Annotated in this window: 19 protein-coding genes; 7 read left to right on the forward strand and 12 right to left on the reverse strand. The window is 70.5% G+C overall.

Annotated elements, in window-relative coordinates; all coding sequences use genetic code 11:
- Nucleotides 1–40 precede the first annotated feature (40 nt).
- The gene (locus AP234_RS37490; protein ID WP_160330525.1) at nt 41–217 is read left to right on the forward strand and encodes a hypothetical protein; all 177 of its coding nucleotides are present in this window, start codon (nt 41–43) and stop codon (nt 215–217) included.
- On the opposite strand, the gene AP234_RS31360 is transcribed toward AP234_RS37490, so the two are convergent.
- The 3 genes from AP234_RS31360 to leuA form a co-directional block, all read right to left on the reverse strand.
- Nucleotides 214–1158: an acyltransferase domain-containing protein gene (locus AP234_RS31360; RefSeq protein WP_055483372.1), complete on the reverse strand. Its 945-nt coding sequence runs from the start codon at nt 1156–1158 to the stop codon at nt 214–216. The genes AP234_RS37490 and AP234_RS31360 overlap by 4 nt on opposite strands.
- A gap of 299 nt (nt 1159–1457) precedes the next feature.
- A complete protein-coding gene (locus tag AP234_RS31365) occupies nt 1458–2150 on the reverse strand; it encodes an SUMF1/EgtB/PvdO family nonheme iron enzyme (protein WP_055483373.1) in 693 nt (230 codons plus the stop codon).
- A 307-nt stretch (nt 2151–2457) separates the two neighbouring features.
- The gene (gene leuA / locus AP234_RS31370) at nt 2458–4191 is read right to left on the reverse strand and encodes a 2-isopropylmalate synthase (RefSeq protein ID WP_083502603.1); all 1734 of its coding nucleotides are present in this window, start codon (nt 4189–4191) and stop codon (nt 2458–2460) included.
- Nucleotides 4192–4432: 241 nt separating this feature from the next.
- Here leuA and AP234_RS31375 point away from each other — a divergent pair, with 241 nt between their 5' ends.
- The 3 genes from AP234_RS31375 to AP234_RS31385 all read left to right on the forward strand — a co-directional run bounded on the left by AP234_RS31375 (nt 4433) and on the right by AP234_RS31385 (nt 7743).
- On the forward strand, nt 4433–4678 hold the full coding sequence (locus AP234_RS31375) for a DUF2630 family protein (protein WP_055483392.1): 246 nt from the start codon (nt 4433–4435) through the stop codon (nt 4676–4678).
- Nucleotides 4679–4876: 198 nt separating this feature from the next.
- A complete protein-coding gene (locus tag AP234_RS31380; protein WP_152990724.1) occupies nt 4877–7156 on the forward strand; it encodes a glycoside hydrolase family 6 protein in 2280 nt (759 codons plus the stop codon).
- A gap of 110 nt (nt 7157–7266) precedes the next feature.
- Nucleotides 7267–7743: a hypothetical protein gene (locus tag AP234_RS31385; protein WP_152990725.1), complete on the forward strand. Its 477-nt coding sequence runs from the start codon at nt 7267–7269 to the stop codon at nt 7741–7743.
- Here the strand turns inward: AP234_RS31385 and era are convergent.
- The 6 genes from era to AP234_RS31415 form a co-directional block, all read right to left on the reverse strand.
- On the reverse strand, nt 7734–8672 hold the full coding sequence (era, locus tag AP234_RS31390; protein WP_055483376.1) for a GTPase Era: 939 nt from the start codon (nt 8670–8672) through the stop codon (nt 7734–7736). The genes AP234_RS31385 and era overlap by 10 nt on opposite strands.
- A gap of 1 nt (nt 8673) precedes the next feature.
- Complete coding sequence (locus tag AP234_RS31395; RefSeq protein ID WP_055483377.1) at nt 8674–9009, reverse strand: hypothetical protein; 336 nt, start codon at nt 9007–9009, stop codon at nt 8674–8676.
- Between the two features lie 259 nt (nt 9010–9268).
- The gene (locus tag AP234_RS31400; protein ID WP_162842225.1) at nt 9269–10567 is read right to left on the reverse strand and encodes a hemolysin family protein; all 1299 of its coding nucleotides are present in this window, start codon (nt 10565–10567) and stop codon (nt 9269–9271) included.
- A complete protein-coding gene (ybeY, locus tag AP234_RS31405; RefSeq protein WP_055483393.1) occupies nt 10564–11034 on the reverse strand; it encodes an rRNA maturation RNase YbeY in 471 nt (156 codons plus the stop codon). Before ybeY ends, AP234_RS31400 begins: the two co-directional genes overlap by 4 nt.
- A gap of 80 nt (nt 11035–11114) precedes the next feature.
- The gene (locus tag AP234_RS31410; RefSeq protein ID WP_055483379.1) at nt 11115–12140 is read right to left on the reverse strand and encodes a PhoH family protein; all 1026 of its coding nucleotides are present in this window, start codon (nt 12138–12140) and stop codon (nt 11115–11117) included.
- Nucleotides 12141–12213: 73 nt separating this feature from the next.
- The gene (locus tag AP234_RS31415) at nt 12214–12558 is read right to left on the reverse strand and encodes a histidine triad nucleotide-binding protein (protein WP_055483380.1); all 345 of its coding nucleotides are present in this window, start codon (nt 12556–12558) and stop codon (nt 12214–12216) included.
- Between the two features lie 245 nt (nt 12559–12803).
- Here AP234_RS31415 and AP234_RS31420 point away from each other — a divergent pair, with 245 nt between their 5' ends.
- Nucleotides 12804–13283 carry a SigE family RNA polymerase sigma factor gene (locus tag AP234_RS31420; RefSeq protein WP_055483394.1) on the forward strand — a complete coding sequence of 160 codons (480 nt, stop codon included), beginning with the start codon at nt 12804–12806 and terminating at the stop codon, nt 13281–13283.
- On the forward strand, nt 13280–13984 hold the full coding sequence (locus tag AP234_RS31425) for a hypothetical protein (protein WP_055483381.1): 705 nt from the start codon (nt 13280–13282) through the stop codon (nt 13982–13984). Before AP234_RS31420 ends, AP234_RS31425 begins: the two co-directional genes overlap by 4 nt.
- Before the next feature lie 45 nt (nt 13985–14029).
- Here the strand turns inward: AP234_RS31425 and AP234_RS31430 are convergent, their stop codons facing one another.
- The 3 genes from AP234_RS31430 to hrcA are packed head-to-tail and all read right to left on the reverse strand — an operon-like array spanning nt 14030 to nt 16973.
- Nucleotides 14030–14791, reverse strand: a complete 762-nt coding sequence (locus AP234_RS31430) for a 16S rRNA (uracil(1498)-N(3))-methyltransferase (protein WP_055483382.1) — start codon at nt 14789–14791, stop codon at nt 14030–14032.
- 28 nt (nt 14792–14819) lie between these two features.
- Nucleotides 14820–15953, reverse strand: a complete 1134-nt coding sequence (dnaJ, locus tag AP234_RS31435; protein WP_055483383.1) for a molecular chaperone DnaJ — start codon at nt 15951–15953, stop codon at nt 14820–14822.
- Between the two features lie 6 nt (nt 15954–15959).
- The gene (gene hrcA / locus AP234_RS31440; protein WP_055483384.1) at nt 15960–16973 is read right to left on the reverse strand and encodes a heat-inducible transcriptional repressor HrcA; all 1014 of its coding nucleotides are present in this window, start codon (nt 16971–16973) and stop codon (nt 15960–15962) included.
- 228 nt (nt 16974–17201) lie between these two features.
- Here hrcA and AP234_RS31445 point away from each other — a divergent pair, with 228 nt between their 5' ends.
- Nucleotides 17202–18017, forward strand: a complete 816-nt coding sequence (locus AP234_RS31445) for a DUF3097 domain-containing protein (protein ID WP_200926801.1) — start codon at nt 17202–17204, stop codon at nt 18015–18017.
- The last annotated feature ends 78 nt before the right edge of the window (nt 18018–18095 follow it).

Genomic DNA, 18095 nt, shown 5'->3' on the forward strand with positions numbered 1-18095 from the left:
CCCGATAGGCCTGGGGCTCGGTGGCCCGCCGGGAGCCGCAGTGGCCGAGCCGGAGGACAGGCGGCGGATGTACCTGTGCTTCGCTCATGAGCGTTTCGGCGACCTGCCGGACGAGGAACTGTTCGCGCGCGGTGGTGCCCTGTGTGGCTCCGATGCCCGCGACGAGGAGTCGATGAGGCTGCTCGAACTGCGCCGTCCCGGCGGGGAGGTGCCCTAGATCGGGAAACGTCCGGTGCGCCAGTGCCAGTGGCGGCCGGCCTTCAGATGGTCGACGATCGCGCGCTGGAGCACGGTGCGGCGCGGCAGCCGGTCGAGCGGCGTGGTCAGGGTCCGGAACACGAACCGCAGCGCCTCGACGTCGGCGTCCAGCCCTTCCGGCTCCTCGTAGGGCTCCAGCTCGAACCTCCGCTGGAACCGGACGATGTTGGAGTCCTCGGGCAGATACTCCAGTAACTGCGGGTCGAGCAGCCACGAGCCGCAGGAGAACGCCGTGTAGCGCTCGTCGGGAAAGTGGCGCGGAAAGAACTCGCGGGCCTCGTCGAGCGACGCCGCGACCGCCTCCGGGGTCATCGGTCCCGACTCGGGGATGTGCAGGCCGATGGCGGTGTCGCCGCGCTGGTACTGCAGCCGGCCCAGCTCGTAGACGCCGCCGCGCGCGTGCAGCGTCAGCCAGCTCTGCATGACCGGCCAGCCCTCGCCGTGCATCCGCCGGTCGATCGCGAGGTTGCGGCCGAGGTCCGCGAGGGTCACCCATGAGACGGCATCGGCGATGCCGTGGTCGCGGTGGTACCCCGTGACGACCTCGACCAGGGCCAGGTAGGCATACACGTAGAGATGCCGCCAGGCGGGGCCCCGTTCGCGTGGCAGGTCCGGACCGGGCGACAGCCAGTCGTGGCCCCCGAGATCGGCGCGGACCAGGGCGATCGAGCGGTCGAGCAGCCAGCGCAGCTCCGGAGTCCACAGTGGAGAGTCGGGGTCGGGCCAGCCCGCCATGATCTCGGCGGCGTCGTCCGGCCGCACCGCGAGCCGGTCGAGGATCGCGGGCACGTCGGCCTTGGCGGGCAGCGGCGCCGACGGCAGGGCGCCGGCGAGCCGGTGCACGCGGTCGACGTCCTCGACGGGCACCCCGAGCCGGGCGGCGATGTCGCTCAGATCCACGCGGACGACCCTACCTGCCGGCGTCTCCATACCCGTACCTTTCGGGCAAATCCCGCCACGGCGGCCCGATCCGCTTCACCCGACAACTCGCATTGATCATCTATTGGTGATCACGACAGCGAACAACCAATCGACCATGACGTTGTTGCTGTGAAACCCGCGTTTTTTCAGCAATAACGTCATGATCGACGGCGAAACCGCACTCCCGCGGGTGCGATACCTCTGGAAGTGATCCGTACGATGCGGTATCACCGGGACAAATCGCTATCTACATGGTTCGATCCGAGCGCGAACCCCGCTCACAGCGATCGGGCGAGCCGGAACCCGAGATCGTCGATGCGGAAGGTCGGGTGGCTCTTACGGCGGCACGACGCCCGGCATCCTCTGGGCCGGTCATACGCGCCGCCGCCGCGGAACACCCGGTACGGGCCATAGACGCCGGGGTCATAGAGATCCCAGCACCACTCCCACACATTGCCGATCATGTCGTAAAGGCCCCACGCGTTCGGCGCCCTGGTGGCGACATCGTGCAACTCGCCGCCCGAGTTTCCGCGATGCCAGGCGATCTCGTCCAGCTCTCCGTAGCGAACGCCGGAAGTCCCGGCCCTGCACGCGTGCTCCCACTCCGCCTCCGACGGGAGGCGGAAGCCGTCGGCGTCCCAGTCGCAGACCACGTCCTGCCCATCGGGGTCGTCACCCATCGAGTAGCAGGGTTCGAGGCTCATCGCCTGCGAGAGCAGGTTGCAGAACCGTACGGCCTCCATCCAGGAGATCTCGGTCACCGGTGTCCGCGGCCCTGCCGAGCCAACGGGCGCCTCACCTCGAACAGCCTGGTACAGCTCGCATGTCACGGGATGCGGCGCCAGCCGGAATGCCTCGACCTCGACCTTCCAGCCCGTCTTCGTGCCCTCGTCCCGCAGGATGATCGCACCGGCGGGGATCTCGATCATGCCCGGAGCCATCTCAAGACGCAGCACCGATTCAATGGTCATCACAAGCCAAGAGTCTGTCAGCCGACCAGAACGTCGAGCGTGCGGCCTTACCCGGCTTTGCCAATCGTCTGCGACAAGTGTGGATCCTGGAGGCGCTCCGGTCGGAAATCCCGTGTGAGAGACGGGAACACAGCAGGGGCGGCACCCGGGGATCGCCCGGATGCCGCCCCAACTGCAAGATCACGAAAGCCTTTTGGGCAGGTCAACGGCCGTACGTGCGAGTTCTTGCAAGATCACGAATGGGATCGGGGCAGGTCATGCCGCCTCCCCGCGAGTAATTACAAGATCACGGCCGGGTGGGGGGAGGTCAGCGGGTGGCGCGGTTGACGGCGGAGATGATGGCCTTGAGCGAGGCCGTGGTGGTGTTGGCGTCGATGCCGACACCCCACAGGACCTGGACGCCGTCCGGGCCGCCGACTTCGCACTCCACGTAGGAGGCCGCCTTGGCGTCGGTGCCCGCGCTCATCGCGTGCCCGGTGTAGTCGAGCACCCGGACCGTGACGCCGACCACGGCGAGCGCGTCGCAGAAGGCGGAGATCGGACCGTTGCCGACGCCCTCGATCTCCCGGACCTCGCCGTCGAACCGTACGTCGGCGTTGATGACGTCCTTGTCGTCCACGGTCGAGGTGTGCCGGTGGGCCAGCAGCCCGAGCCGGCCCCACGGCTTGGCGGGGTTGGGCAGGTACTCGTCCTGGAACAGCTCCCACATCTCGGCCGGCGTGACCTCGCCGCCCTCGGCGTCCGTGTGGCCCTGGATCACCCGAGAGAAGTCGATCTGCAGGCGACGCGGCAGGTCGAGGTTGTGGTCGGCCTTCATGATGTAGGCGACGCCGCCCTTGCCGGACTGGCTGTTCACCCGGATCACGGCCTCGTAGGTGCGGCCGATGTCCTTGGGGTCGATCGGCAGGTACGGCACGGCCCACGCGAACTCGTCCACCGCCACCCCGGCGATCGCCGCGTCGCGCTCCAGGTGCTCGAAGCCCTTCTTGATCGCGTCCTGGTGGGAGCCGGAGAAGGCCGTGTAGACCAGCTCGCCGCCCCACGGGTGACGGGGGTGGACCGGGAGCTGGTTGCAGTACTCCACGACCCTGCGGATCTCGTCGATGTCGGAGAAGTCGATCTCCGGGTCGATGCCCTGGGAGAACAGGTTCATGCCCAGGGTGACCAGGCAGACGTTGCCGGTCCGCTCGCCGTTGCCGAACAGGCAGCCCTCGATGCGGTCGGCGCCGGCGAGGTATCCCAGCTCCGCCGCGGCCACGGCCGTACCACGGTCGTTGTGCGGGTGCAGCGACAGCACGATCGAGTCCCGGTACGCCAGGTGGCGGTTCATCCACTCGATCTGGTCGGCGTACACGTTGGGCGTGGCCATCTCGACGGTCGCCGGCAGGTTGACGATGACCTTGCGGTCGGGGGTCGGCTGCCACACGTCGTTGACGGCGTTGCACACCTCCACCGCGTACTCCAGCTCGGTGCCGGTGAACGACTCCGGCGAGTACTGGAAGAAGATCTCGGTGCCCTCCATCTGGGCCGCCAGCTTCTTGCACAGCTTGGCGCCCTCGACGGCGATGGCGGTGATGCCCTCCCGGTCCAGGCCGAAGACCACCCGGCGCTGCAGGGTGGAGGTCGAGTTGTACAGGTGGACGATGGCCTGCCTGGCGCCGCGCAGCGAGTCGAAGGTCCGCTCGATCAGCTCGGGCCTGGCCTGCGTCAGCACCTGGATGACCACGTCCTCGGGGATGCGGTCCTCTTCGATGATCTGGCGGACGAAGTCGTAGTCGGTCTGCGAGGCCGCCGGGAAGCCGACCTCGATCTCCTTGTAGCCCATCTGGACCAGCAGCTCGAACATCTTGAGCTTGCGGTGGGCGTCCATCGGGTCGATCAGCGCCTGGTTCCCGTCGCGCAGGTCGACCGCACACCAGCGCGGCGCCTTGGTGATCACCTTGTTCGGCCAGGTGCGGTCGGCCAGCCGTACCGGCTCGAACGGCGCATAACGCCGGTACGGCATCGGGCTGGGTTGCTGCTGCGAATTCGCGTTCATCATGCTCCTCGTCGGGCAGACCGGCGACACGAGGGATCGGGAGACGGGAAGTCTCAAGAGAATCGAAAGATCCGAGAGAAAGGTCGCCGGGTGGAAGAGACCAAGCGGCCGACGCGCATGACTCATCTCCGCGGCGAGGGAGCCGGCCTGCTACAGGCCCTCGCCGCGGCGGATAAGAAGGAGCCCGCGCAGCATGCCATGAAGGGTAGCAGACGCCTGGCAATCGACAGTTCGGGGAGTGGACATGAGGGATGATGAGATTCTCGGACAAATCAGACAGCTCATCGATGAGCAGCATCGGCTGCGGGCACGCCTGGCCGCGGGCGAGCTCACCTCTGAGGAGGAGCAGTCGAGGATCCGGCTCCTGGAGCGGTCCCTTGACCGCTGCTGGGATCTGCTGCGGCAGCGGCGCGCTCGACGGGACGTGGGCGACGACCCCGACCACGCGGCGCCCCGACCGGCGGGCGAGATCGAGGACTACGAATATTAGTGCCCCTCCCGCCGATCTTTGCCCCGTCGCGTCGTCCAGGGCGGCACCTCGCGGCGTTGGAGTCGTCGCTCGTAGCTCCGCTACTCGGCTCCTCCTCCGCCTTGCGATGCACCACCCTGGCCGCCGCTCCTTCCGGGCAAACCTTGGCGGTCGCGGCACCAGCCTTCGACGTCGGATTCGGGCAGTTATGATCGCAAAGTGGGATCAGCCGGTGGCGATGAATCCGCGGTGAACGGCGGCCTGCGCGAGGGGGATCCGCGCCGGGCCGGGCCCTTCACGCTGCTGCGCAGGCTCGGCGAGGGCGGGATGGGCACCGTCTTCCTCGGCCGCGCGCCCGACGGTCGGCAGGTCGCCGTCAAGCTCATCCACCGCCAGTGGGCGGCCGATCCCGACTTCAGACGGCGCTTCACCCGTGAGATCGCCGCCGCCCAGCGGGTCGCCCGTTTCTGCACCGCGCCCGTCCTCGCCGCCGACGTCGACGGCGACATCGCCTATCTCGTCACCGAATACGTCCCCGGTCCCACTCTCCGGGAGGCCGTACGCGTCCACGGGCCGCTCAGCGGCTCCCACCTGGAGACCGTCGCGGTGAGCGTCGCCGTCGCCCTCCAGGCCATACACGGCGCCGGAGTCGTCCATCGCGACCTGAAACCGGGCAACGTGCTGCTGTCGCCGCTCGGTCCCAAGGTCATCGACTTCGGCATCGCCCAGCTCGCCGAGCCCGGCGCGCACGTCAGCAGCGTCGTCGTCGGCACCCCGTCCTTCATGTCTCCGGAACAGGCCAGGGGCGAGCCGGTCACGCCCGCGTCCGACGTCTTCTCCTGGGGAGCGTTGATCGCCTACGCGGCCGCGGGACGGCCGCCCTTCGGCGACGGGCCGCTGCCCAACGTGCTCTACCGGGTCGTGCACGACGAGCCCGACCTCGCCGCGCTCGAACCGGGACTTCGGGCCATCGTCGCCCGGGCTCTCGCCAAGCACCCCGCGCTGCGTCCCACCGCGCAGCAGCTCCTCGACGCCCTCACCCGGCACAACCCCGCCGCGCTCCCCGATCGGACGGCTGCCCTCGGCGGGGCCGTACCCGCCGAGGGGGCCGGAATCCCCGGCACGACGGGAAACACCGGATCCGCCGAGGGCACCGGGCATCGGCAGGGCGGCACCGGCACGATCGTCACTCGCCGCAGGCCCGGGATCGTCGTGGGCGCGGTCGCCGCCGCGGTGCTCGTGACGACGGGGGCCATCGTCGCCGTACGACTCGGCGCGGCCGACGGCGACGAAGGCTCGCGGATGCGGGCGCTCTCCACCTCGTCGGCGCGGGCGTCCACGCCGGCACCGGCAGAGACCGCGGGCGGCATCGGCGCCGACGGCTCCGCGGCGAGCACGAAACCGAGCACGGATTCGAGCACGGAAGCCGGTGGGGATTCCGGCGTCGGGGCGGGCAACCCGCTGGGCGGCCGGAACGTGCGGTTCTACGTGAGCCCCGACAGCGACGCCTCCCGCGCGGCGTCCACCCTGCGGGCCTCCGGCCGCAGCTCGGACGCGGCCCTCATGGCGGCGCTCGCCGAGGCCCCCAAGGCCGTGTGGCTGGAGCGGTGGTCCGGCCCGGCCGACGCGGCCAGGGCCGTGCGGGCGACGCTCGACGTCGCGGCGCGACAGGGCGCGGTCGCCGTCTTCGTCACGAACGCGATCCCCCTGCGCGACTGCCATCCCGGCGGCCTGCCCGACTCACGGGCGTACTCCTCGTGGATCGACACGATCGCCGAGACCATCGGCGACAGCCCGACCGTGATCATCCTGGAGCCCAACAGCCTGAGCAAGCTTCCGGGTGGCAACAGCTGCGACCTGGGCGGACCCGAGGGTGGAAAGACGCGGTACGCCCAGCTCTCCGACGCGGTCGAACGCCTCGGGCGGCTCCCGAACACCGCGGTCTACCTCGACGGCGGGCAGCAGCACTGGCCGGCGGTCGAGAACGCCGCGACCAGGCTGATCGAGGCCGGGATCGACCGGGCCGACGGGTTCTACCTCAACGCCTCCGGCTTCCAGCCGACAGCGCAGATCGAGGCGTACGGCATCAAGCTGGCGAAGTGCGTCCACGTGGTCAGGTCGACGGGCCGGAACGACTGTCTCGACGCCGAGATCGACGCGGTGCCCGACGACGCCGCGGGGCTGCCCCACTTCGTGATCGACACGGCCCGGAACGGCAAGGGCGAGTGGACGCCCCCCGACGGGAAGTACAAAGACCCCCAGACCTGGTGCAATCCCCCGGGCCGGGGTGTCGGCATCCGTGCCACGACCGCGACGGCGAGCGAGCTGACCGACGCCTACCTGTGGATTCGCGATCCCACCAGGTCGAGCGGGCGGTGCAGGCGCGGCGCCTCCGGTCCGGAGGACCCGGTCTACGGAGTCGCCTCGCCGGAAGGCGGTGTCTTCTGGCCGGACCTCGCCCTCCAACGGGCCGGGGACGCCGTCCCGCCCCTGCGTTGAGCCACGCCGGCGGCGGGCACAGTGCAACCGGGGCGGGATGAAACCCGGGCGGGGGGTGAAGACTTCCGCGCGAATGGCAGCGGGAACCCCGGCGTCGTAGCCTGGTGATCGTGCCCGACCCCACCCCGCCGATCGGCGGCACCCCGCGTCAGCGCACCGGCGGGCTGCCGGCCGTCGGCGTGACCGTGACCGGTCTGGCGCTGGCCGGCACCGCGCTGCTGCCCTGGGCGGGGGTGACCGCGCGGACGGCCGTCCTCGGCGCGGAGCTCACCCGCTCGATCCGCGGGGTCGACTACGGTGCGGGGTGGTTCGTCCTGGGGGCGGGGATCACCGCCATGCTGCTCGGAATGCTCGGCATGCGGCGCGACCGGCTGTTCGCGGGGTTCGCCATCCTGCCCGGCGCGGTCGCGGCGTTCGCGCTCGCGATGTTCCTCACCGACCCCCGTGAGCTGGCCGACCGGCTCGGCCTCCGCTTCCCCGGGCCGTTCGCCGTGTCTCCGGCGATCCAGTACGGCTGGTTCGCCGCTCTGCTGGCCTCGATCGCGGTGGCCGTCCTCGCCATCGCCGCTTTCCCGCGTCAGTCGTAGAAGCCGAGGCGGCGCAGTTGCTTGGGGTCGCGCTGCCATTCCTTGGCGACCTTGACCCGCAGGTCGAGGTAGACACGGCTGCCGAGCAGCGCCTCGATCTGCCGCCGGGCGCGGGTGCCGACGTCCTTCAGCCTGGCCCCGCCGGGACCGATGACGATGGCCTTCTGCGACGGGCGCTCGACGTACATGAACGCGTAGACGTCGAGGAGATCGTCGCGGCCCTCCCGTGGCGCCATCTCCTCGACCACGACCGCGATCGAGTGGGGCAGCTCGTCGCGTACGCCCTCCAGGGCCGCCTCCCTGATCAGCTCGGCGACCAGGACCTGCTCGGGCTCGTCGGTCAGCTCCCCACCGGCGTACAGCGGCGGGGACTCGGGCAGCCGGGCGATGAGCTGGTCGGCGAGCACGTCCAGCCGTTCGCCACCGGCCGCGGAGACCGGGACGATCTCGGCGAAGTCGGCCAGTGCCGACACCGCGAGGAGCTGGCTCGCGATCTGCTCGGGGGTGGCGAGGTCGCACTTGGTGACGACCGCGATGACCGGGGTCTTCTTCACCGCCGCCAGCTTGTCGACGATGAACCGGTCGCCCTTGCCGACGGCCTCGTTGGCCGGGACGCAGAAACCGATCACGTCCACCTCGGTGAGCGTGGACAGGACGAGGCTGTCCAGCCGCTCGCCGAGCAGCGTGCGCGGCCGGTGGAAGCCCGGCGTGTCCACGATCACGAGCTGCGCGTCCGGCCGGTGCACGATGCCCCGGATCGCCCGGCGCGTCGTCTGCGGCTTCGACGAGGTGATCGCCACCTTGGTGCCGACCAGGGCGTTCATGAGCGTGGACTTGCCGACGTTGGGCCTGCCGACGAAGCAGGCGAACCCGGCGCGGAATCCCGCGTCGGAGCCGGTGCCGAAGCCGGCGTGGAGGTCCGCGTTCACGTCAGCTGTACCGGCCCTTCAGCGACCCGTCCGGAGCGGCGAGGAACAGCGTGCCGTCGCCCACGTCCCCGATGACGGCGAGATCGGCCGCGTCCGGCTCGTCGGCGTCGGTCACCAGCGCGGCCGCCTCCAGGGACTTGGCGCCGCTGGAAACGGCCATGGCGACCGCGACCTGGATCGCCGACAGCGTGAGCGAGGGCAGCGCGACCCCGGTCGCGGCGTAGGTCCGCCCCGTCTCGTCCCGCACGGCGGCTCCCTCGGGCGACCCGTTGCGGGCGCGGACCGACCTCGCCAGCGTAATGATCTTGTTGTCCTCGGGATCCAGCGTCTCTGTCACGAGTCAAGCGTACCGATCCCGGGGACCGGACCGTCTGGGCGACGATCCGGGCGCTCACCGCCGCGAAAGTGCGGGGCCCTCGCCCGAACCGGGCGAGGGCCCCGCACTTTTACAGCCCCCCCCGAGAGGTGCGCCGGACCCCGGTGAACCCCTCCCCCGAGTCCCGGCTCCCTCACCGGACGCCCGTTTCCCTCCCGGGCGCCCGACACGACTGTGTCCCACGACGCTTGCAGAGCGCTTGACGACCGCTTGCAGCCGGTCACTCGTGTTCCGCAGCGGCGGCCACGATCTCGTCCCCGCTGTCGGTCGGCGGTACGCGGCGCACGACGACGGTGCTGATCCGGTTGCGGCGGCCCGCCAGGTTCTCCGCGGTGAGGCGCAGCCCGCCGATCGTGGCCTGGGAGCCGGCGATCGGCACGCGGCCCAGCGCGTGGGCGAGCAGCCCGCCGACGGTGTCCACGTCCTCGGCCTCGATCTCGGCGCCGAACAGCTCGGCCAGCTCGTCGACCGGCAGGCGGGCGGTGACCCGCACCACGCCGTCGTCGAGCCACTCCACCGGAGGGATCTCCTGGTCGTACTCGTCGGTGATCTCCCCGACGATCTCCTCGATCACGTCCTCGATGGTGACGAGCCCGGCGGTGCCGCCGTACTCGTCGATGACGATGGCGAGGTGGGTCTGCCGGGCCTGCATCTCGCGCAGCAGCTCGTCGATCGGCTTGCTCTCCGGCACGTACGTCGCCGGACGCATCAGCCCGTCCACCCGTGCGGCGGAGTCGCCGGTGTCCTGCATGCGGCGGACGATGTCCTTGAGGTAGGCGATGCCGACGACGTCGTCCTCGTTCTCCCCCACCACCGGAATGCGGGAGAACCCGCTGCGCAGGGCGAGCGAGAGCGCCTGGCCCAGCGTCTTGCCCCGTTCGATGAAGACCATGTCGGTGCGCGGGACCATGACCTCGCGGACCAGGGTGTCGCCCAGCTCGAAGACCGAGTGGATCATCTCCCGCTCGTCGGGCTCGATGACGCGGCGTTCCTCTGCCAGGTCGACCAGGTCGCGCAGCTCGGCCTCGGAGGTGAACGGCCCCTCACGGAAGCCGCGGCCCGGCGTGAGCGCGTTGCCCAGCAGGATCAGCAGCTTGGGCAGCGGGCCGAAGATCCGGGTCAGGCCGTACACGATGGGCGCGCTCGCCAGCGCGACCGGTTCCGCGTGCTGGCGGCCGAGCGTACGCGGCGAAACGCCGACGATCACGTAGCTCACGATGATCATGACGATGGCCGCCGCCGCGTAGGCCTGCCCCTGGTCACCGAGCCAGTCGATGAACAGCAGGGTGGCGATCACGGTGGCGGCCAGCTCACAACTCAATCGGAGCAGCAGCACCAGGTTGAGGTAGCGCGGCGGGTCGGCGACGATCGCGCGCAGCGGCCGCGCCCCGCGCCGCCCGTCCTTGAGGAACTCCTCGGCGCGCACCCGGGAGATGCGGGTCAGCGCGGTCTCGGCACTCGCCAGCAGGCCGCCGATCACGATCAGGATGACGGCAGACAGCAGCCAGCCGTTGTTCACGGCTTCCGCCGCACCTCCCGCCACGATCCGAGCAGCTCATCCTGCAGGCCGAACATCTCGGCGTGCTCCTCGGGCTCGGCGTGGTCGTAGCCGAGCAGGTGCAGGATGCCGTGCGTGCACAGCAGCTCGAGCTCGTCCTGCGCCGCGTGCCCGGCCTCGGCCGCCTGCCTGGCGGCGACCTGCGGGCAGAGCACGACGTCGCCGAGCAGCGCCGGGTCCGGCGAGGAGTCCTCGTCCCTGCCGGAGTCGGGCCGCAGCTCGTCCATCGGGAAGGCGAGCACGTCGGTCGGGCCGGGCTCGCCCATCCACTGCTCGTGCAGCTCGGCCATCGCCGCCTCGTCGATCACCAGGATCGACAGCTCGGCGAGCGGGTTGACGCCCATCTTGCCGAGCACGTGGCCCGCCAGTTCCACGAGCGCGGACTCGTCGACCTCCACGCCCGACTCGTTGGCCACCTCGATGCTCAAACCGATCTCCTCGTCCGGTCCGCTCGCGCCCCCGGCCCCTGATTCCGCGATCCCCGGATGGGGAGGCGTCATGCCCTCGATCACCGTCTGCTCCGCGGCCGTTGTTTGTTGGCGATGGTCCGCGGCTCGGAGGCCAGCGCCGCGTCGTAGCGTCCGTAGGCGTCGACGATGTCGCTCACCAGCCGGTGCCGCACCACGTCGGCGCTGGTGAGCCTGCTGAAGTGGATGTCGTCGATGCCCTCGAGGATGTTCTGGACCACCTTCAGCCCGCTCTCCTGGCCGCCCGGGAGGTCGATCTGGGTCACGTCACCGGTGACGACGATCTTCGAGTTGAAGCCCAGCCGGGTCAGGAACATCTTCATCTGCTCGGGCGAGGTGTTCTGCGCCTCGTCGAGGATGATGAACGCGTCGTTGAGCGTGCGGCCGCGCATGTACGCGAGCGGCGCGACCTCGATCGTGCCGGCGGCCATCAGCCGCGGGATCGACTCGGGATCGATCATGTCGTGCAGCGCGTCGTAGAGCGGCCGCAGGTACGGATCGATCTTCTCGTAAAGCGTCCCGGGCAGGAAGCCCAGCCGCTCCCCGGCCTCGACGGCGGGCCGGGTCAGGATGATCCGGTTGACCCGCTTGTTCTGCAGGGCCTTCACGGCCTTCGCCATCGCGAGATAGGTCTTGCCGGTGCCTGCGGGGCCGATGCCGAAGACGATCGTGTGCTTGTCGATCGCGTCGACGTACCGCTTCTGGTTGACCGTCTTGGGGCGGATCGTCCGGCCGCGCGCGGAGAGGATGTCCAGGGACAGCACCTCGGCGGGGCGGTCGGTCGCCATCCGCAGCATCGCGATGCTGCGCTCCACGGCGTCGGGGGTCAGCTCGGCGCCCGAGCCGACCAGCTCGACCAACTCCTCGAAGAGACGGACGACGACGCCGCTCTCCTCGGGGCCGCCGGTGATGGTGATCTCGTTGCCGCGCACGTGGATGTCCGCTTTGAAGGACTTCTCGATGACCCGTAGCAGTTCGTCACGCGAACCGAGGAGGCTGACCATCGACTGCCCCTCGGGAATGACCACCTTGGCCTGGGTCTTGTTGGTTTGCTGTGACTCGGTCATGGGCGGCCCTACGGCCTGCTCGCCTCCCTAATTCCTTTTCATGCTAGCGCCCCCGGCCGGGCCGCCGACGGGCTCAGCCCGGCGGCCAGGTGAGGCCCCGGCCGCCGAGCACGTGCGCGTGGACGTGGAAGACCGTCTGACCGGCGCCGGACCCGGTGTTGAACACAATGCGGTACCCCGAATCCGCCACGCCCTCCTGGACGGCCACCGCGTGACACGCCTTGAGCACGTCGTCGGCGAGGCCGTCGTCGGCGGCGGCCAGGGCCGCGGCGTTCTCGTAGTGGGACTTCGGTACGACGAGGACATGGGTCGGCGCCTGCGGGTTGATGTCGCGGAAGGCCAGTGCGCGGCCGGCCTCCAGAACGATCTCAGCGGGCACCTGCTTGGCCACGATCTTGCAGAACAGGCAGTCGGTCACAGGGCAACATTAGCCGTTGTCGATCCGTGATGACGCTGATGATCCCGCCGGATAACCTGAGCTTGTGCGAGACTGCACAGGAAAAAATTCCTAGCGTCGGGCGAGGACAGCGCTGGGCCATGCCCCCTAATGATTCGGAAGAACGTAAACCCCCCGGGAATGACGAGCGTCCTATCGACGTGACCACTGAGACCCTCGTGGCCGACCGGTCGCTGGGAGCGGTGCCCGTCGGCTGGGACGCCGACATGGCCGTTACAGCGCTCTACAGCGCCCATTATCGGTCGCTGGTGCGTCTCGCGGTGCTTCTGGTGCGCGATGTCGCCAGCGCCGAAGAGGTCGTCCAGGACGCGTTCGTCGCGATTCACGGGGCGTGGCGCCGCCTGAGGGACACCGACAAGGCGCTCGCCTACCTGCGCCAGTCGGTCGTCAACCGTTCTCGTTCCGTGCTGCGCCATCGCGCGGTCGTGGAGAAGTACGCCCCCAAGGGCCTGCCCGACGCCCCCAGCGCGGAGAACGGCGCGATCGGCGAGTTGGAGCGCTCCGCTGTCATCGAGGCACTTCGCCGCCTGCCGACCCGGCAGCGCGAGGCGCTGGTGCTGCGTTACTACGGTGACCTGTCGGAGGCCGAGATCGCGCACGCGATGGGCATCAGCAAGGGCGCGGTGAAAAGTCACACGTCCCGCGGCATGGCCGCACTACGGATGGCACTGGAGCAGTTCTCATGACCTTCCCGCCCGACGACGAGTACGGCGAGTCGCTGCGCCGTGCCCTGCGCGCGGAGGCGGACTCGGTCGTACCGTCTCCCGAAGGACTAGAGATCATCCGCGCCCGGATCGCGAGGCGCGGCGTGCGCAACCTGTTCTGGTGGCGGGTCGGCGCATCCGTCGCGGGCGCCGTCCTCGTGGCCGGCGCGACCGTGATGATCATCCCGGACCTGCGCACCCAGGTGGTCGAGAGCACCGGCCTGTCTCAGACGACCAGTGTGGACGACGGGGAGCGCGACACCTCGTCCATGACGCGCCCGCCCGCGGCGACGCCGCCCCCGGCCGTGGTCGTCCCCTCGGTCGGCGGAACCCGCGTCCATCAGCCGAGCCCGACCCCCGTGACGTCCACTCCGACGCCGCAGCGGACCTGGCCGCGCCCCAAGCCCTCGCCGTCGAGGCCGAGCCCGTGCCCCTCCCCCGCGCCCGAAGCCGAGCCCGACGGGCCGGGGACGGTCGAGGCGGAGCCCGGAGCCACGCCCTCGGTCGCGTCGTCCTGCCCACCCGGGCCGACGGCGCAGCCGCCGGCGCCCGTGCCGACGATCACCACCGGAACGTCGGCGCCGCCCGCCACGCCCTCACCGCACCGGCCGACGCCCACACCGCACACCCCGCCTTCCAGCCCGGCGCCCACGCCCACCCCCGCCGAGACGCCGACCCCCTGACACTCCCGGGAACCGCGGAGATCAGTTACCGCGGGGTCCGCGGGATCACCAGCGGCCGCAGCGGGACAGCAGCACGGCCGCAGCGGCGATCCCCGCCGTCGACGTGCGCAGCACCGTCGGCCCGAGCAGGGCGGGTACGGCTCCCGCCGCACGGAACGCCGCGACCTCCGCATCGGTGATGCCGCCCTCCGGCCCGACCACGACGACGATGTCGCTCCGGCCGCGGGCATCGGTGAGAACGCCGGGGACGTCGAGACCGCTGAGGGGTTCGGCGGCCTCCTCGTGCAGCACGACCGCCAGCGCGGCCGAGGCGATCAGGTCGGCGACGCGGGCCGTGGTGGCCTGCTCGGTCACCTCGGGCAGGTGAAACCGGCGGGACTGCTTGGCGGCCTCGCGGGCCGTGCCGCGCCAGCGGCCGAGGGCCTTCGCGGCCCGGTCGCCCTGCCACCGGGTCACGCAGCGTGCCGCGGCCCACGGCACGATCACGTCCACTCCCGCCTCGGTCAACATCTCGACCGCGAGCTCACCCCGGTCGCCCTTGGGCAGGCCCTGGACCACGATCAGGCGGGGCCGGGGCGGCTCGACCTCGAACCACCGGAGCACCTCGGCGGTCAGACGATCTCGGCCCACGTCCAGCACCACGCACTCGGCGACCCGGCCGGCCCCGTCGGTGAGGTCGAGCCGCTCGCCGGGGCGCATCCTGCGTACGGCGGCGGCGTGCCGGCCCTCTGGGCCGTCGAGGACGACGCGGTCACCGCCCCCGGCCGGTCGGCCGGCCGCCTCCGACAGGAACACCGGAACGCTCATGCGCTCGTGCCTTCGTCTCCGATCGGGATCAGCGACCGTTGAACGCGTCGCGCAGCCGGGAGAAGAAGCCCTGCTGCCCGGGGGAGAACTTGCCCGGTGGCCGCTCCTCGCCGCGCAGCTTGGCCAGCTCCCGCAGCAGTTCCTCCTGCTGCGCGTCCAGTTTGAGCGGGGTCTCGACGTTGACATGGATCAGCAGGTCGCCCCTGCCGGTCTCGTTGAGCCGCTGGACGCCCTTGCCGTACAGGGGGATGACCTGACCGGCCTGGGTGCCGGGCCGTACGTCGATCTCCTGCGCGCCGTCCAGCGTCTCGACGGTGAGCGAGGTGCCGAGCGCGGCGGCCGTCATCGGGATGTGGACCGTGCAGTGCAGGTCGTCGCCCCGGCGTTCGAAGATCGCGTGCGGCCGCTCGGCGATCTCCAGGAAGAGGTCGCCGGGAGGCCCGCCGCCGGGGCCGATCTCGCCCTCGCCGGCGAGCTGGATGTGGGTGCCGTCCTCGACGCCGGCCGGAATCCTGACCTTGATCGTGCGCCGGGTGCGCACCCGGCCCTCGCCGGAGCACTCCATGCACGGGTTGCGGATCACGCTGCCGTAGCCGCCGCACTGCGGGCACGGGCGGGAGGTCATGACCTGGCCGAGGAACGAGCGGGTCACCTGGGACACCTCGCCGCGGCCGTGGCACATGTCGCAGGTGTCGGGGTGGGTGCCGGCCGCGGCGCCGGAACCCTGGCAGACGTCGCACAGCACGGCCGTGTCGACCACGATCTCCCGGGTGGTGCCGAACGCCGCCTCCGCCAGGTCGAGCTCGACCCGGATCGTGGCGTTGCGCCCACGCCGGGCACGCGAACGCGGCCCCCTGGACGCGCCGGCGGAACCGAAGAACGCGTCCATGATGTCGCTGAACGGGAAGCCGGCCCCGAAGCCGCCGGCCCCGGCGCCCGCGCCCCCGCCGAACGGGTCGCCGCCCAGGTCGTACATGCGGCGCTTGTTCGCGTCGGACAGCACCTCGTACGCCTGGGTGATCTCCTTGAACCGCTCCTGGGTCTGGGGATCGGGGTTGACGTCCGGGTGCAGCTCGCGGGCGAGCCGCCGATACGCCTTCTTGATCTCGTCCGGGCCGGCGTCGCGGCGGACTCCGAGGATCTCGTAATAGTCCTTTGCCACTGCCACTTACGACCCCGCCAGGATCTGGCCGACGTAGCGCGCAACGGCGCGCACCGCACCCATCGTCACCGGATAGTCCATTCGCGTCGGGCCCAGCACTCCGAGCCGGGCCAGTTCCTTGTCGCCCGAACCGTATCCCGCGGCCACGATAGAGGTACCCCGCAGTCCGCTGTAAGGATTTTCCGAACCGATCCGGACCGTGAGTTCCGAAATACCGCCGGTCTCGCCCAGGAGCCGCATGAGGACCACCTGCTCCTCCAGCGCCTCCAGCACGTCACGCAGGCCCACGCTGAAGTCGGCGGCGGCGAGGTTGGCCGCACCGGCGAACACGATCTTCTCTTCGTGCCGTTCGACCAGCGTCTCCAGGAGCACCGACAGAATCGTGACGGCCACCTGCCGGTCCTCCGGCGGCAGCCGCTCGGGGAGGTCGGCCACGGTCTCCGGCACCATGGACAGGCCGCAGCCGTCCAGGCAGCTGTTGAGCACCGCGCGCAGGTTCCCGATCCGCTCGTCGGCGACGTCCTCGGGGAGGTCGATCACCCGCTGTTCGACCCGGCCGGTGTTCGTGATCAGCACGAGCATGACCCGCCGCTCGGCCAGGGGCACGATCTCCACGTGCCTGATCGACGACCTCGTCAGCGAGGGGTACTGGACCACGGCGACCTGCCGGGTGAGCTGCGCCAGCAGGCGCACCGTACGCATGACGATCTCGTCGAGATCGACCGCTCCGGCGAGGAACGTCTCGATCGCCCTGCGCTCCGCCACGGACAGCGGTTTGATCGACGAGAGCCGGTCGACGAACAGCCGGTAGCCCTTGTCCGTCGGCACCCTTCCCGCGCTCGTGTGCGGCTGACGGATGTATCCCTGCTCCTCCAGCGCCGCCATGTCGTTGCGGATCGTCGCCGGGGAGACGCCGAGGTTGTGCCTGTCCGCGAGGGCCTTGGAACCCACCGGCTCATTGGTGGACACGTAGTCCTCGACGATGGCGCGCAGCACCGCCAGCTTGCGGTCGTCGAGCAATGTGTCACCTCCCTGTGCCTGGAAACACCGACTCTGGCACTCTGTGTTCCCGAGTGCCAAGTGTACGGCCACTGCGACCTGCGGTGCGATAACGCCCGCGACACAATGGACAACCAACCCTAAGCGTGTTATACGCGAACCTTTTCCTCAATTCCCGACAATCCGTACATTAGCCGCCGATCCCGGTGGGCGGCCCCGTCCGGCGCGTCGTTTGCTAGCGTTCCCGGCATGTATGGGCGGGACGTGCTCTCCGGTGACTGGCGACGGCCCAGACGCGGCCAGATCCCGGAGATTCCAGCGGAGCACGACCTCGTGGTCGAAGACGCGGAGGGACGCTTCTGCGGTGCGGTGGTGGCCTGCGACAAGGAGGCCGTCACACTGGAGGACCGGTTCGGACGGCGGCGGGTCTTCCCGCTGACGCCCGCCGGGTTCCTCCTCGACGGCAGGCCCGTCACGCTGGTACGGCCGGCCGCCGCGCCGAAGGGACCCCGGCGGAGCGCGTCGGGATCGATAGCGGTCGAGGGGCTGCGCGCTCGTGTCGCCAGGGAGAGCCGGATCTACGTCGAAGGGGTCCACGACGCCTCCCTGGTGGAGAAGATCTGGGGACACGATCTGCGGGTGGAGGGCGTCGCCGTCGAGTTCCTGGAGGGGATCGACGACCTGCCCGGCATCGTCGAGGAGTTCGCCCCCGGGCCCGGACGGCGACTGGGCGTGCTCGTCGATCACCTCGTGCCGGGCTCGAAGGAGAGCCGGATCACCGCCCGCGTGTCGGGTGACCACGTGCTGGTGGTCGGTCATCCGTACGTGGACATCTGGCAGGCGGTCAAACCGGCCGTGCTCGGCATCCCGGCCTGGCCGGACGTGCCGAAGTGCGTTCCCTGGAAGGAAGGCGTGATCGCGGCCCTGGGCTGGCGGATGGAGCCCGGGGAGGCATGGCGCCACATCCTCGGCCGGGTCGGCGAGTACACCGACCTGGAGCCCGAGCTCCTCGGCCGTGTCGAGGAGCTGATCGACTTCGTCACCGACCCCACCGCGGACGCCTGATCACCTCATCCCTCTCGTCGTGATCCCGCGTTTCCTCGCAGGCCAGGCCGCGCGCCGGGCCGCCTGCCGGGCCGCTCG

It is taken from the genome of Sphaerimonospora mesophila, from assembly GCF_001417795.1.
GTDB lineage: Bacteria > Actinomycetota > Actinomycetes > Streptosporangiales > Streptosporangiaceae > Sphaerimonospora > Sphaerimonospora mesophila.

Bases quoted from the DNA above. Each gene is read 5' to 3' on its own strand.
- leuA (WP_083502603.1), bottom strand. From the start codon at position 4,191: ATGATGAACGCGAATTCGCAGCAGCAACCCAGCCCGATGCCGTACCGG.
- AP234_RS31425 (WP_055483381.1), top strand. From the start codon at position 13,280: ATGACCTTCCCGCCCGACGACGAGTACGGCGAGTCGCTGCGCCGTGCC.
- AP234_RS31375 (WP_055483392.1), top strand. From the start codon at position 4,433: ATGAGGGATGATGAGATTCTCGGACAAATCAGACAGCTCATCGATGAG.
- AP234_RS31445 (WP_200926801.1), top strand. From the start codon at position 17,202: ATGTATGGGCGGGACGTGCTCTCCGGTGACTGGCGACGGCCCAGACGC.
- AP234_RS31430 (WP_055483382.1), bottom strand. From the start codon at position 14,791: ATGAGCGTTCCGGTGTTCCTGTCGGAGGCGGCCGGCCGACCGGCCGGG.
- AP234_RS31365 (WP_055483373.1), bottom strand. From the start codon at position 2,150: ATGACCATTGAATCGGTGCTGCGTCTTGAGATGGCTCCGGGCATGATC.
- AP234_RS31410 (WP_055483379.1), bottom strand. From the start codon at position 12,140: ATGACCGAGTCACAGCAAACCAACAAGACCCAGGCCAAGGTGGTCATT.
- AP234_RS31420 (WP_055483394.1), top strand. From the start codon at position 12,804: ATGGCCGTTACAGCGCTCTACAGCGCCCATTATCGGTCGCTGGTGCGT.